General features: G+C 69.4%; 14 protein-coding genes and 2 pseudogenes. 8 read left to right on the forward strand and 8 right to left on the reverse strand.

The window, feature by feature from the left end:
• Positions 1 to 185: 185 nt before the first annotated feature.
• Positions 186 to 857, forward strand: coding sequence for a TetR/AcrR family transcriptional regulator (locus ACFXC1_RS21715; RefSeq protein ID WP_381244921.1), 672 nt, complete (start codon positions 186 to 188; stop codon positions 855 to 857).
• 124 nt (positions 858 to 981) lie between these two features.
• Here the strand turns inward: ACFXC1_RS21715 and ACFXC1_RS21720 are convergent, their stop codons facing one another.
• Positions 982 to 2682 (reverse strand): acyl-CoA mutase large subunit family protein, encoded by a 1701-nt coding sequence (locus tag ACFXC1_RS21720; RefSeq protein WP_381244923.1) that lies wholly within the window; start codon positions 2680 to 2682, stop codon positions 982 to 984.
• Positions 2683 to 2898: 216 nt separating this feature from the next.
• Here ACFXC1_RS21720 and ACFXC1_RS21725 point away from each other — a divergent pair, with 216 nt between their 5' ends.
• From ACFXC1_RS21725 to ACFXC1_RS21735, 3 genes are read left to right on the forward strand one after another with little or no spacing between them, the layout of a single operon-like run.
• A complete protein-coding gene (locus ACFXC1_RS21725; protein ID WP_381244924.1) occupies positions 2899 to 3186 on the forward strand; it encodes a hypothetical protein in 288 nt (95 codons plus the stop codon).
• Entirely contained in the window at positions 3183 to 3320 is a 138-nt protein-coding gene (locus tag ACFXC1_RS21730; protein ID WP_381244926.1) for a hypothetical protein, read from the forward strand. Before ACFXC1_RS21725 ends, ACFXC1_RS21730 begins: the two co-directional genes overlap by 4 nt.
• A 15-nt stretch (positions 3321 to 3335) precedes the next feature.
• Positions 3336 to 3944, forward strand: coding sequence for a hypothetical protein (locus ACFXC1_RS21735; RefSeq protein WP_381244927.1), 609 nt, complete (start codon positions 3336 to 3338; stop codon positions 3942 to 3944).
• A 43-nt stretch (positions 3945 to 3987) separates the two neighbouring features.
• Here the strand turns inward: ACFXC1_RS21735 and ACFXC1_RS21740 are convergent, their stop codons facing one another.
• From ACFXC1_RS21740 to ACFXC1_RS21750, 3 genes and pseudogenes are all read right to left on the reverse strand, one after another.
• On the reverse strand, positions 3988 to 4326 hold the full coding sequence (locus ACFXC1_RS21740; protein WP_200715382.1) for a DUF3817 domain-containing protein: 339 nt from the start codon (positions 4324 to 4326) through the stop codon (positions 3988 to 3990).
• Positions 4327 to 4392: 66 nt separating this feature from the next.
• On the reverse strand, positions 4393 to 4902 hold the full coding sequence (locus ACFXC1_RS21745; protein ID WP_381244929.1) for a MarR family winged helix-turn-helix transcriptional regulator: 510 nt from the start codon (positions 4900 to 4902) through the stop codon (positions 4393 to 4395).
• A gap of 22 nt (positions 4903 to 4924) precedes the next feature.
• Positions 4925 to 5344, reverse strand: a pseudogene (locus tag ACFXC1_RS21750) (MFS transporter); the annotation flags it as partial.
• Between ACFXC1_RS21750 and ACFXC1_RS21755 the strand changes: the two are divergent.
• Positions 5336 to 5470, forward strand: a pseudogene (locus tag ACFXC1_RS21755) (transcriptional regulator); the annotation flags it as partial. The pseudogenes ACFXC1_RS21750 and ACFXC1_RS21755 overlap by 9 nt on opposite strands.
• A 257-nt stretch (positions 5471 to 5727) precedes the next feature.
• Complete coding sequence (locus tag ACFXC1_RS21760; protein ID WP_381244931.1) at positions 5728 to 6720, forward strand: glycoside hydrolase family 6 protein; 993 nt, start codon at positions 5728 to 5730, stop codon at positions 6718 to 6720.
• A 9-nt stretch (positions 6721 to 6729) separates the two neighbouring features.
• On the opposite strand, the gene glxA is transcribed toward ACFXC1_RS21760, so the two are convergent.
• Both glxA and ACFXC1_RS21770 read right to left on the reverse strand, forming a co-directional pair.
• Positions 6730 to 8685 (reverse strand): radical copper oxidase GlxA, encoded by a 1956-nt coding sequence (gene glxA, locus ACFXC1_RS21765; RefSeq protein WP_381244932.1) that lies wholly within the window; start codon positions 8683 to 8685, stop codon positions 6730 to 6732.
• A 3-nt stretch (positions 8686 to 8688) separates the two neighbouring features.
• Positions 8689 to 10473, reverse strand: coding sequence for a glycosyltransferase family 2 protein (locus ACFXC1_RS21770; RefSeq protein ID WP_381244933.1), 1785 nt, complete (start codon positions 10471 to 10473; stop codon positions 8689 to 8691).
• 220 nt (positions 10474 to 10693) lie between these two features.
• On the opposite strand from ACFXC1_RS21770, the gene ACFXC1_RS21775 reads away from it, so the two are divergent.
• Positions 10694 to 11662 (forward strand): phosphotransferase enzyme family protein, encoded by a 969-nt coding sequence (locus tag ACFXC1_RS21775; RefSeq protein WP_381244935.1) that lies wholly within the window; start codon positions 10694 to 10696, stop codon positions 11660 to 11662.
• Here ACFXC1_RS21775 and ACFXC1_RS21780 read toward each other — a convergent pair.
• Positions 11659 to 11952, reverse strand: coding sequence for an MTH1187 family thiamine-binding protein (locus ACFXC1_RS21780; protein WP_381244937.1), 294 nt, complete (start codon positions 11950 to 11952; stop codon positions 11659 to 11661). The two genes, ACFXC1_RS21775 and ACFXC1_RS21780, sit on opposite strands and share 4 nt — an antisense overlap.
• Positions 11949 to 12299 (reverse strand): DUF3817 domain-containing protein, encoded by a 351-nt coding sequence (locus tag ACFXC1_RS21785; RefSeq protein ID WP_381244939.1) that lies wholly within the window; start codon positions 12297 to 12299, stop codon positions 11949 to 11951. The genes ACFXC1_RS21780 and ACFXC1_RS21785 overlap by 4 nt, the downstream gene beginning before the upstream one ends.
• Positions 12300 to 12422: 123 nt before the next feature.
• On the opposite strand from ACFXC1_RS21785, the gene ACFXC1_RS21790 reads away from it, so the two are divergent.
• On the forward strand, positions 12423 to 12749 hold the full coding sequence (locus ACFXC1_RS21790; protein ID WP_381244941.1) for a DUF6191 domain-containing protein: 327 nt from the start codon (positions 12423 to 12425) through the stop codon (positions 12747 to 12749).
• Positions 12750 to 12823: the final 74 nt, after the last annotated feature.

Here is a 12823-nt window from a genome sequence, read left to right on the forward strand (position 1 = left end):
TCCGCGCGTGTGAATGAAAAGCGCTGTGAAAGCCGGTCTGCTTCTCGCTGTTCGGCGCCGGGTCCCCACCCCACGCCCGTGGTTTCGCTACGAGTCGTAGCGTAATGGTGCCGGATGCCTCGCGGAAAGGGATACCCGGTGATCTCCCTCACTGCACCACAGGAACCGCCGGTTATGGTCGAGGGATGCAGAGCCGCACTCCCGTCCCACGCGCCGCGGGCCGCCCCCGGAGCACCACCGCGGACACCGCGATCCTCGCGGCCACCCGGGAGGCCCTGGTCGAACTCGGCTGGTCCAAGCTCACGTTGGGAGACGTGGCGACCCGCGCCGGGGTGGCGAAAACCACCCTCTACCGCCGCTGGGCGGGCAAGAACGAACTCGTCGTCGACGCCGTCGCCGAACTCTTCGACGAACTGGAACTCCCCGACCGCGGCACCCTGGCCGCCGACATCGAGGGCGTGGTCCTCCAGTTCGCGGCGATCCTGGCCCGCCCGGAGGCCAAGAGCGGACTGATGGCGGTGGTCGCCGAGTCCGTCCGCGACGACGCCCTGCGCGAACGCATCCGCGAGTCGATCGTCGACCGGCAGAAATGCCTGGTCGTGGAGGGCAGGGCCCGCGCCCAGGCACGCGGCGAACTGCCCCCGGAATCAGACCCCTCGGAAGCCGCCCGCACCGCCGACCTGATCTTCGACGTGGTCGCCGGCGCGGTCGTCCACCGCACCCTGGTCAGCGCGGAACCGGCCGACGAGGACTGGGTCCACAGCTTCACCCAGGTCCTGCTGCTCGGCCTGATCTCACTCAGCGGGGCTCAGACACCTCCGCGCCAGCCCCGGTCCGGCGGACCAGACCGCGGGTGAGCACCGGCACCTGAGCAGCGGCTGTCGCCGCGATCGGCGCGATGGGGTCCCCCACGCCCTCAAGGGAGTTGGGGAGCACGACCCCCCGCGTCTGCGACAGGACCGCCTGACAGGGCCTGGCGCCCTAGAACCCGGCGGGCTCCGTGTAGACGCCCCACTCCTCCCGCAGCACCCCGCAGATCTCGCCCAGTGTCGCCTCGGCCCGTGCCGCGTCCAGCATCGGCCCGATCATGTTCGACCCGTCCCGCGCGGCGGCGAGCATCGCGTCCAGGGCAGCCGCCACGGCCGCCTCGTCCCGCGCTCCCTTCCGCGCGCCCAGCTCCCGGACCTGCTCCCGCTCCACCTCGTGGCTGACCCGCAGGATCTCCAGGTCCCCGGTGACCGACCCGTGGTGCACATTGACGCCCACGACGCGCTTGTCGCCCTTCTCGACGGACCGCTGGTACTGGAAGGCGGCCTCGGCGATCTCGCCGGTGAACCAGCCGTCCTCGATACCGCGCAGGATGCCGGAGGTGATCGGCCCGATCGGGTGCTGTCCGTCCGGGTGGGCCCGCAGCCCGCGCTCCCTGATCTGCTCGAAGATCTTCTCGGCGTCCGCCTCGATCCGGTCGGTGAGCTGCTCGACGTACCACGAACCGCCCAGCGGATCCGCCACGTTGGCGACCCCGGTCTCCTCCATCAGCACCTGCTGCGTGCGCAGCGCGATCTCCGCGGCCTGCTCGCTCGGCAGCGCGAGGGTCTCGTCCAGGGCGTTGGTGTGCAGCGAGTTGGTCCCGCCGAGGACCGCCGCGAGTGCCTCGACCGCCGTACGGACCACGTTGTTGTACGGCTGCTGCGCGGTCAGCGAGACGCCGGCGGTCTGGGTGTGGAAGCGCAGCCACTGCGCCTTCTCGGACTTCGCGCCGTAGACGTCCCGCATCCAGCGGGCCCAAATCCTGCGCGCCGCGCGGAACTTGGCGATCTCCTCGAAGAAGTCGACGTGCGCGTCGAAGAAGAAGGACAGGCCGGGCGCGAAGACGTCCACGTCAAGGCCCCGGGACAGGCCGAGTTCGACGTACCCGAAGCCGTCCGCCAGCGTGTACGCCAGCTCCTGCGCGGCCGTGGAGCCGGCCTCGCGGATGTGGTAGCCGGAGACGGACAGCGGCTTGTAGGCGGGGATGCCGGTCGCGCAGTACTCCATGAGGTCGCCGATGAGGCGCAGGTGCGGCTCGGGCTGGAAGAGCCACTCCTTCTGGGCGATGTACTCCTTGAAGATGTCCGTCTGAAGCGTGCCGTTGAGGACGGCGGGGTCGATGCCCTGGCGTTCGGCGGCGACCAGGTACATGCAGAAGACGGGGACGGCGGGCCCGCTGATGGTCATCGAGGTCGTCACATCGCCCAGCGGGATGCCCTTGAAGAGGACCTCCATGTCGGCGGCGGAGTCGATGGCGACCCCGCAGTGGCCGACCTCGCCGAGGGAGCGCGGGTCGTCGGAGTCGCGGCCCATGAGGGTCGGCATGTCGAAGGCGACGGAGAGTCCGCCGCCGCCGTTGGCGAGGATCTTCTTGTAGCGCTCGTTGGTCTGCTCGGCGTTGCCGAACCCGGCGAACTGCCGGATCGTCCAGGTCCGCCCCCGGTAGCCCGTGGCGTGCAGCCCGCGCGTGTAGGGGTACTCGCCGGGCCATCCGATCCGCTCGAAGCCGTCGTACCTGTCCCCGGGGCGTGGCCCGTACACCGGCTCTACCGGGTCCCCGGAGAGCGTGGTGAAGTCGGCCTCGCGCGTACGTGCGGCGTCAAACCGGGCCTGCCAGCGTCGGCGGCCCTCTGCGATGGCGTCAGCGTCCATGCTTCCAAATTTACTTGGACGTCCTAGTAAATGTCGAGGATCGCCATAGCGGCCGTGTTGACACACAGATCTATCGTGACTGCGCTGTGTCCACCGGAGCTGACCACTCCCTTGTGGGCACATCGATCAGTGACCGGGGGAGACAGCCGCCGGCGAGGCCATCACCGCCTCGGACGGGCACCGTCACCTGCCCTTTTCCGAAGGACGGATCCTGCCTTGCTTTCCGGACGCGCCAGGGCGGGGAGCTTCACGCGCCTCGCCCCACCCGTGCTCGCGCTCGCCGTGCCGGCCGCAGTCGCCGGACACCCGGAGCTGCCCGAGCGGCGGACCGTCGCCGGCGGCCTCGTCGCCGACGGCCACGACGGCTTCGACGCGGCCGCCGCCGAGCAACTGCGCCAGGACCAGTACCTGTTGACCAGTGCCCTGCGCCTCGGCGGACCGGCCATGTCCGGCACCGCGCAGGACGGGCTCAACCGGACGCCGGACAAGCTGCCGGTCACGTGACGGTGGAGGAGGCCGAGCGACTGGCCGCAGCGAAGACGGAGAAGTTCGGGCGTCTCACTCCGAACTCGCTGTTCATAGACGAGCAGACCGCCCAGCAGGCCGTCTACTACGTGCAGACGTGCTGTCCGAAGTAAGGGAGATCAGACGCGGTGCCACGCTTTACGGAGTTCGACTTCGGTGTGTCGTGGGTGATGGGGTTCTTCCACCAGGACGCGACCCACTGCGGGGACACGGCCGCCGAGATCGTCGCGAACCACCTCGCGGGGTGGAGCGGTGAGGCGGCCCTGGCGGTGCGCCGTGACGCGCGAACCCTTGGCAACCTCCCGTCAAGGACGCTGGAGGTGCTCTGGAACGCCGGGGCGGAGTACCTGCCGAGTTTCGAGAAGCGGCTCGGCAGCGGGGCCCAGTGGACGCGGGCCGTCGTCGGCCTCTGCAACGCGCGGCTGTCCGCGGAAACCGGCGTACGCCCGCTCGCGGGAGCGGACACGGAGGACGGCGAGGCCTGCCTCGACGCGGTCGTCGCCGAGATCGAAGCCGCCCGGTTCCTGACGGCCGAGGTGCGGGCGGCGCTGGTCGACTGCGCCCGTCACTGCACTCCGGAGCTGGCGTTCCGGGTGCTGTTGAGAGCGACGGTCTGCGCCGCGCGGGACGCCTCGTTGTCCCCGGACCAGTACCGGCGGCTGGAGGCCGTCGGATCGGCCCTCCAGTACGGCGAGTACGTGGTGGACAACGTCAGGTTCCTGGTCGAGGAGTCCTGACAGCGGCCCATGGGCCCGCACTCACACGAGTGCGGGCCGGTCGCTACGCCTTGGCCGCGACCGGAGTCGGCTCGACGATCTTCGACTCCAGCTCGTGGCTGATCTTCCGCTCCACGAAGAAGGCGGCGGTCGGGATGGTCCCCGCGAGCAGCACCCAGAGCTGCTTGCCGACCGGCCACTTCGCCTTGGAGCCCAGGTCGAACGCGAAGAGCAGGTAGACGACGTACAGCCAGCCGTGCGCGATGGCGACGACCTCGGTGAAGCTGCCGGCGCCGTCGATCTTGAGGAGGTACTTGGCGATCATGCTGAGGCACAGCAGGACCAGCAGGACACCCGTGACGTACGCCATGACGCGGTAGCGGGTCAGCACGCTCTTTTTCATGAGGACGAGCGTAACGACCGGTTCCGGGCGATCTTTCCCCGGGTCAGTCCTCGTCCTCTCCCCGGGTCAGTCCTCTGCGAAGTCCGCCGCCGCGACCCTCAGCGGGCGCAGCATCGCGAAGATCTCCGCGCACTCCTCGGCGTCGTAGGCGCCGAGCCCGAAGTCCATCTCCATCAGGTCGCGGGTGGCCGCGTCGCAGACCTCGCGGCCCTTGTCGGTGATGGAGGCGAGGGTGCCGCGGCCGTCGTTGGGGTTGGGGCGCTTGTCGACGAGGCCGGATCTGACCAGCCGGTCCACGGTGTTGGTGACGGATGTCGGATGCACCATGAGCCGCTCGCCGATCTTCGACATCGGCAGCTCGCCCGCCTTGGAGAAGGTGAGCAGCACCAGCGCCTCGTACCGCGCGAAGGTCAGTCCGTACGGTTTGACGACCGCGTCGACCTCGGCGAGCAGGATCTGCTGGGCCCGCATGATCGAGGTGATGGCGGCCATCGACGGTACGTTTCCCCAGCGCTGCTTCCAGTGTTCGTCGGCACGGGCGATGGGGTCGAAAGGGAGACTGAGCGGCTTCGGCACGTCACCAGACCTTACCGGCCGGTCACATCGTGGTCAGCCCCGTCTCGTCTTTCGGTCCGCCGACGGTCCCCCGGCCGTCCCCCAGCGGTCCCCCGGCGGTCCTACGGGCTTCCACGGCGAGGAGTGCGCAGCACACCGTGCCGAGCGCCCCGGCGCCCACCACCGCCCCGCGCACCCCGGCGAACTCGGCGGCCACTCCGGCCAGGGCCATGCCCACGCCCTGGATGGTCATCAGCCCGGCGGTGAGCAGGGTCATGGCCCGGCCGCGCAGTTCCTGGGGCACGTCCCGTACGAACCACTGGTCGAGGCCGAGGGTGTACGCGGACCCGGCGCCCACGACCGCCAGCAGCGCGAGGGAGAGGGCGAGGCCCGGCCGGGAGGCGTAGGCGAGGTAGGGCAGGAGGGTGCAGCAGACCAGCGGGAGGGCGATGCGCTCGCGGGTTCATCGGTGTCCGCACACCTGACGGTGCTACGGGACGCGGGCCTGCTCACGGCACGGCGCTACGGCCATCAGGTACTGCACGAGCGGACCCCGCTGGGGATGGCGCTGGCCTCGGGCGGCGGCTGACCGGCGCGCCCGGGACCCGGCACGGTCCAGCAACACCCAACACCGTGCACCGACGAACACCGTAGGAAACCACCCCACCCCCGGGCAGCAACCGACCGACGCACCAACACCCGACCCCGGGGCGCGAACCCCCACCGCCGGGAATCCGCGCCAGCGTCACGCGGCCGCCGACCGGCGCGCCAGGGCCCTGGCCGGCAACGGATCGTCCACAATGCTGACGAATCGTCACTAAATATCCCCTCGCGCAAGGGAGCGGCATGTCCCGGCTGATCCGCACGTTCGCGGTGCTCTCGGTGTTCGGGCTCGCGGTGGGCTGTTCGTCCGCCGCCGATGTCGACGAGGCCTCCGTCGCCGGTGCCCGGTCGAAGGACCCGGCGCGCGCCACGTCCTTCTGGGTCGACCCGGCGAGCCCGGCGGCCGAGCAGATCCAGCTGTGGGAGCGGGAGGGGCGTAAGCACGACGCCGCGCTGCTGAAGCGGATCGCCGACCAGCCGACCGCGCTGTGGCCGGCCGGCGAACTCGACCCCGGCCCGGTGATCCGGGCCGCGACCGCGTCGGCGCGTCAGGAGGGGCGTACGCCCATCTTCGTGGCGTACGACATCCCGCACCGGGACTGCGGTCAGCACTCGGCGGGCGGTGCGGCGGACGCGGACGCCTACCGGGCCTGGATCGGGAAGTTCGCCGAGGCGCTGGGCGACTCCAAGGCGCTCGTCGTGCTCGAACCGGACGCCGTCGCGCACATGGTGGACGGGTGCACCCCGGGCGAATACCAGGGCGAGCGGGAGCAGTTGCTCAGCGGGGCGGTCGTCCGGCTGAAGCAGCAGTCCGGTACGACGGTGTATCTCGACGCGGGCAACCCGGCCTGGATTCAGGACCCTTGGAAGCTCGTGGAGCCGCTGAAGCGGGCCGGGGTCGAGGAGGCCGACGGGTTCTCGCTCAACGTCTCCAACTTCCAGACGGACGACGTGACGAAGAAGTACGGCGTCCAGCTGTCGAAGGACCTCGGCGGCAAGCACTTCGTCGTGGACAGCAGCCGTAACGGCAACGGGCCGCTGGCCGGTGCCTGGTGCAACCCGCCGGGCCGGGGCCTGGGCACCCGGCCGACCACCGACACCGGCGAGCCCGCTCTCGACGCCTACCTCTGGATCAAGCGGCCCGGCGCCTCCGACGGCACCTGCGAGGGCGGTCCGGACGCCGGGCAGTGGTGGCCGGAGTACGCCTTGGAGCTGGCGCGCAACTCCAAGGCCTAGCAAGGCACTTCAGTTGACTTGAATCCATTTCGCCTCTGACGGCGTGCCCTGCGCGTCCGTCACGAACAGCATGTACCAGCCGGGCGGCACCAACGCCCGGTCGTTCGGTACGTCCACCGTCACCGACTTGCCGTCCTTGACCAGACCCAGCTCGATGGAGCGCTGCTCGACGTCCGTCGTGTGCGTGACCGAACTCGGCCGCATCAGGCGGGCCTTGACGACGCGTTCGGGGTGGTCGGTGCGGAAGGTCGCCCGGTGGTGGCGGTCCAGAGTCTCCGGACCGTCCTGGAGTACGGGCCTGTTGGAGCCGTTCTTGTGCAGCGAGGGCGGGGTGAAGATCTCCATGCGCTGCTCGAAGTGGCCGAGTTTGGTGTTGGCCTGGTCGTCAAAGAGCGGGTCGGAGCCGAAGGTGACGACGCGGCCGTCGGGCAACAGCAGTGCCTCGGAGTGGTAGTTGCGGCCGACCATGGGGGCGGCGGCCTCGCGGAAGGCGTTGCCCTTCGGGTCGTAGAACTGTGCCTTGAAGATGTTGCTGGCGCTGCGGCCGCGGTAGTCGGAGGAGCCGTTGGTGGTGAAGACCGAGTCGTCCGGCATGATCACGCTGTTCAAGTACCGGGTGCCCTGGGGGAGGTTGGGGCCGTCCTTGAAGACGGGGCTGTCCTGCTTGAGGTCGACTACAGCCGTGCGCGGGGTCGACTTCTTGGACTCGCCGACACCTCCGCCGCCGAGGATCATCACCTTCTGGTCCTGGGCGGGGGGCAGCAAAAGCGAGGACGACGTCTCTGTCTCGTCGGGGTCGCGGAGGCCCGCCACCGTGGTGAACTTGTTGGTCTTCAGGTCCCAAATACCCGGTTCACGGCCCTTGTTGGCGGGTCCGTAGCCGGCGTTGGAGGCCGGGTAGAAGAGCTTGCCGCCCTTGGTGAGGAAGAGGGCCGGGTAGGTGGGGAAGTAGCGCTTGGGGCCCGGGGTCCATTTCCTGGTCCTCGGGTCGTAGATCTCGTTGTCGCCCTGGTCGATGACACCGACGTCGTCGAGGCCGGAGACGGCGAGGACGCGGCCGTCGTCGAGGCCGACGAGGGTCGGGTACCAGCGGGCCTTGTCCATCGGGTCGACGGCGATGTACCGCTCGGCCTTGGGGTCGAACTCGTAGGCGGCACGGATGCCTTGGTAGTCCTGCTTGTCCAGGGTGATCTTCTCGGAGAGGCCGTACGTGTTGTTCGCGTCGATGCCCTTGAGGCCGACGATGTCGTACTGGGCCTGCTTCTCGGTGACCGACATCGGGCCCGCCTCGGCGGCCTCGACGAAGACGCGGACCTCGCTCGCGGTGACCTTGGTCTGCCAGGGCTGCATCACACCGCGCGCGTTGTAGGTGACCTTGAACTCGCGTTTGGCCTTGGGGACGGTGACGTCGAACCTGCTGACGTAGTCGACGCCGGCCGGGGAGCGGAAGACGGTGCCCTTCTTGAGGAACATCGGCTTGTTGGGGTTCTCGTTCTTGACGCGCATGCCGCCGCCGGCCCGCTTGACCTCGCCGTCGAGGAGTTCGTAGCGGGCGGTGCCGCCGGCCACCAGCAGATTGCCGCTGGGGAGTTGACTGTGTCCGCCGCAGAAGAAGTCGACCGGGGTGGGGATCTTCTTGAAGGTGTTGGCCTTCGGATCCCACAGGACGGTGTCGAAGGACCCGGCGTTGAACTTCTTCTGCTCGTTGCCCGATCCGGCCACGATCAGCACCTTGCCGGTGTGCAGCAGCGAGGCGTGGATGGCGTTGGTGCGGTACTCCTTCGGGATGTCGATCTGGTCCCAGGAGCCGTACTTGGCCATGTAGTCGGGCCTGGTGATCTTGTACTCGTGGTATTGCTCGTCGGCGAACTCCAGGGCGGCCGGGGCGTTGAGACCGGCCAGGACGGCGATGCCTCCGATGCCGAGGACGGTCTTCCTGGTTTTCCGGGACGGCTGGTACGCCATGGTCTAGTTGCCCCCTGTCGTGGTGCCGGAGACGGACGGGCCGGCCCCGCTGGTGGCGAGAGCGGGTTCGACGGTGTCGAGGGTGCGCGCGGCGCCGAGCAGCGAGTGCCGTTCCCGGCGCTCCTTGAGTAGCGAGAAGACCCAAACCCCCAGCGGCGCAAGGGAGATGACCATCGCGAGGACGGCCCAGGTGCGCATGGCCGCGTGGGTGTGGTCGAGGACGACGGAGGCGGCCAGCGAGGTCGCGAGGAGGATCGCCCAGAAGAGGTGGATGCGGAAGGTCATCACCCGGTCCGGACTGGCGTCGCCGCCCTTGGGGGTGACGACGAACCGGCTGGGACGCCGGATCAGGGCCTCACCGAAGGACTTCAGATAGATCGGCGCGGAGAGCGCGGACATCGCCATGCCGGCGAGACCGCCCGACCCTTCCGGCTCGTGCGGGGAGACGTTGTGCCGCCGGTTCCAGAGATACAGCCCGATCTGGAGGGCGGCGGCGTCGCTGTAGAGCATCAGCCACACGGATGCGGCGACCTGCGTACCGGAGGCCCCGAACCACAGGAAGAGGAAGCAACTCAGAATGCCGAGCAGCCAGTTGACGGCCGTCATCGGGTAGTAGACGAGCATCATCGTGTACGAGAACAGCCGCCCGGGAGGCATCGTGAACGGCGCCTTCCAGTACTGCTTGATGAGCGTCTCGTACGTGCCGCGCGACCACCGCATCTGCTGGGTGAAGAAGTCGGTCCAGGAGGCCGGCCCCTCTCCCACCGCGAGCACGTCCGGGGTGTAGACGGAGCGCCAGTGCGTACGGGTCGACGGGTTGCGGTGCCGGTGGAGCTCGAAGCCGGTGGCCATGTCCTCGGTGATGGAGTCGTACAGCCCGCCGATCTGCTTGACGGCGGCGATCCGTACGACGTTGTTGGTGCCGACGAACATGGGCGCGCGGTAGCGGTTGCCGGCGCGCTGGATCAACGCGTGGAAGAGGAACTGCTGCGACTCGGCGGCCTTGGTGACGGGGTTGTGGTAGTTCCCGTACACCTGCGGTCCCACGACGAAGGCCACGTCCGGATCGCGGAAGTAACCCATCATCCGCTCAAGGAAGTTGGGGAGCGGAACGTGGTCGGTGTCGACGGAGGCGAAGAACTCGTAGTCGCCGCCGTGCATCGCGATCCAGGCGTTGTAATTCCCGTGCTTCGTACGGGCCTTGTGAACACCCTTGGGGCGGTTCCACTCCGGGACCCCGTGCCGGGTGAAGTGCCGTACGCCCAACTCGGCGCACAGGGCCTTGGCCTGCTCGTCGTCACCTTCGTCGAGGAGCCAGACGTCGACGGGTCCGGTGTGGGTGACGCCGACCGCGCCTTCGAGGGTGGCGCGGACCATGGACAGAGGTTCCTTGCCCGGAACGTACGTAGTGAGGAAGGCGACGCGGGTGCCGGTCTGCGGGACGACGGGGATGGGGTCGCGGGCGACCAGGGTGGCGTGGGCGACGGAGGCGACGTTGACGACCATGAACAGTTCGATGAGGCCGATGGCTATCAGCATCGTGATGTCGAGCCCGACCATCCATTCCTGACCGCCCTCGCGCTCCACCCAGTGGGTGGGCCACACGAGGTAGACGAGCAGGGCGGCGGTCAGCACCGGGGCGAGGCTCATCAGGAGGACAGCGCGTATTCGGTGGGGCTCGCGCGAGAGGAGCGAGGTGTACTGCACCTGGTAGGCCGCACCGGACGGCTCGCTGAGCGGCCCGGCCAGTCGGCTGTAGGTGTCGTAGTCGTAGCCCTCCGGCCGCACAGCGCCCTCCAGTGATTGAGGAGTGATCGACGCCCGGGGGCCGCCGGAACCGCTGGGTTCCGAAGATCTACCGGGCCGATAACCTCACACAAGTGGAGAATTGAGGGCGTGTCGAACTGGGTGCGTCCAGGTGGGTGGGGGGTTGACCCCGGCGGCGGAACGGGCGGAGAGACGGCTCCGGGACAATGCCGCGACGATCAGCACTCCGAAAGGCACCCGCATGCACGACACCGCCGATCTCATCGCCGGGACCTACGCGCTCGGCGCCGGACCGTGGACGCTGACACCGGTCACGCGAGGCGCGCTGGGCCAGATCTGGAAACTGTCCGGAGCCGGCAGCTCCTGGGCGGTCAAGGAGCTCCTCTTCGGCTGCGACGAGGAACAGGTCCGCCGCGAGGCCGCGTTACGGCAGGCCGCCGACCGGCTGGGTATCGCGTCGCCGCGGCTCATGCCCGACCGGCAGGGGGCGTACGTCTCCCGCCTCGGCTCCGGCTCCCCCGTCAAGCTCTACGACTGGATCGACGGCACCCACGCGGACGCCTCCGACCCGGACGTCCTGGACTGGTTCGGGCGGACCATGGCCCTGCTGCACATGGCGGGAGCGGGCGGGACCGAGCCGCCGAGCGGCTGGTACGAGCGGTGCCCGCGGGACGACGAGTGGGCGGCGCTTCACACGGAGGTCCGGCGGGCGGAGCTGCCGTGGGCGGACGCGCTGGGACGGTTCATCGACACCTCCGCACGGGAGCAGGCGCAGTGGGTGACGCCAACCGCCCCCGGCGACGACCTGGTGACGTCCCACCTCGATCTGCAGCCCCAGAACGTGCTGGTCGGCCCCGACGGTCCCGTCCTCCTCGACTGGGACAACGCCGGATCCGCTTCTGCGGAACGGGAGTTGGCCCGCGCCCTGTTCGTGTGGTCGGGCGGGAACGAGGGGGACGTCGAGGCCGGGGTGCGGGTGGCGCGGGCCTATCGGAGCGCCGGGGGGCGTGCCGTCGTACAGGGTCCGCAGTCGTTCTCGATGCTCTTCGCGACCGCGCTGAACTACGTCCGGGTACAGGCCGAGTGCGCCATCGACCCGACGGTGACGGCCGCCCAACGGGAGTTCGCGAGCGACCAGGTCGTCACGTCGCTGGGCCGGGTGCCGGACCTGGCGGCCGTCTCACGGTTGTGCGCGGCGCTGGACGGCTAGTCCGCCAGGTGTCGTTCGACCGTCTCCACCTTGGAGGTGAGGCCGTCGGTCACTCCGGGGCGGATGTCCGCCTTGAGGACCACGGAGACGCGCGGGGCGCGGGCCTCGACCGCGGCGACCGCGCGTTTGACGACGTCCATGACCTCGTCCCAGTCGCCCTCGATGGAGGTGAACATCGCGTCGGTGCGGTTGGGCAGGCCCGACTCGCGGACGACGCGGACGGCGTCGGCGACGTACTCGCCGACGTCCTCGCCGACACCCAGGGGCGTCACGGAAAAGGCGACGATCATGCCTTCACGGCTCCTTCCTGCTCCTGGCGGGCGCGGGAGGCGATGACCGCGTCCTCGGACTCGCGGCGGAGCTTGCGCTCGGCGAAGAAGCCGCCGGTGGGCAGGACGGAGAGGACGAAGTAGAGGGCGGCCGTCTTCGGGCCCCACTTGGTGCGGTTCCAGGCGTCGGCCCAGAAGAGGACGTAAAGGATGAAGAGGACGCCGTGGACCATGCCCATCACGGGCACCGCGTTGAAGTCCGTGGTCCGCTTCAGCACCGAGCACACGAGCAGCAGGAGGAAGGACACGGCCTCGGGGGCCGACACCAGGCGGAGGCGGCGGATTGCGGTGGCGGTCTTGATGTCCACGGGTCACCTTCGGTGAGGGAGACGTCCACAGTTTGTGAACGCGAGCACAAACGTTCACCCATTGTGGCAAACGACCGAGCGGGCCGAGACTGGGGGTCCGCCGTCGACGCCCCGGGAGTGTCCGTGCAGTTCGTTTTCTTCATGACGCTGCCCGGCCTGGTCGTCCTGCTGACGGTGCTCGCCTTCCTCGACCAGCTGCTCCTGAAGGCCGGCCGGGCCGGGGTGCTGCCCTGGCGGAACGCCGGGCGGCAGGGGCAGATCTCCGCGACCGGCTTCGAACAGCTGCACGCGAGCCTGTCCCCGGGCAAGCAGACCGAGCTGAAGGAACGGCAGAGCGCGCTGGTGATGCGGGACGACGAGGAGGACGGGGACCCGCCGTGGCCGACGGTCGACCTGCGGGCCGGAACGGCGGTCATACGACTCCGGGACACGTCCCGCGACACGCCCTAGAAGGCTGATGAAGATGTTGGGTTCTGGTGCGGGCCCGGGGTGGGGCGGGCGCAACAGGGTGTGGTGGGGGTGGG

The organism is Streptomyces hokutonensis, assembly GCF_042751305.1.
Classification (GTDB): Bacteria; Actinomycetota; Actinomycetes; order Streptomycetales; family Streptomycetaceae; genus Streptomyces; species Streptomyces hokutonensis_A.

What these genes read in the sequence shown, in the direction of transcription:
- ACFXC1_RS21760 (WP_381244931.1), top strand. Translation starts at nt 5,728, where the DNA reads ATGTCCCGGCTGATCCGCACGTTCGCGGTGCTCTCGGTGTTCGGGCTC.
- glxA (WP_381244932.1), bottom strand. Translation starts at nt 8,685, where the DNA reads ATGGCGTACCAGCCGTCCCGGAAAACCAGGAAGACCGTCCTCGGCATC.
- ACFXC1_RS21715 (WP_381244921.1), top strand. Translation starts at nt 186, where the DNA reads ATGCAGAGCCGCACTCCCGTCCCACGCGCCGCGGGCCGCCCCCGGAGC.
- ACFXC1_RS21780 (WP_381244937.1), bottom strand. Translation starts at nt 11,952, where the DNA reads ATGATCGTCGCCTTTTCCGTGACGCCCCTGGGTGTCGGCGAGGACGTC.
- ACFXC1_RS21740 (WP_200715382.1), bottom strand. Translation starts at nt 4,326, where the DNA reads ATGAAAAAGAGCGTGCTGACCCGCTACCGCGTCATGGCGTACGTCACG.
- ACFXC1_RS21775 (WP_381244935.1), top strand. Translation starts at nt 10,694, where the DNA reads ATGCACGACACCGCCGATCTCATCGCCGGGACCTACGCGCTCGGCGCC.
- ACFXC1_RS21720 (WP_381244923.1), bottom strand. Translation starts at nt 2,682, where the DNA reads ATGGACGCTGACGCCATCGCAGAGGGCCGCCGACGCTGGCAGGCCCGG.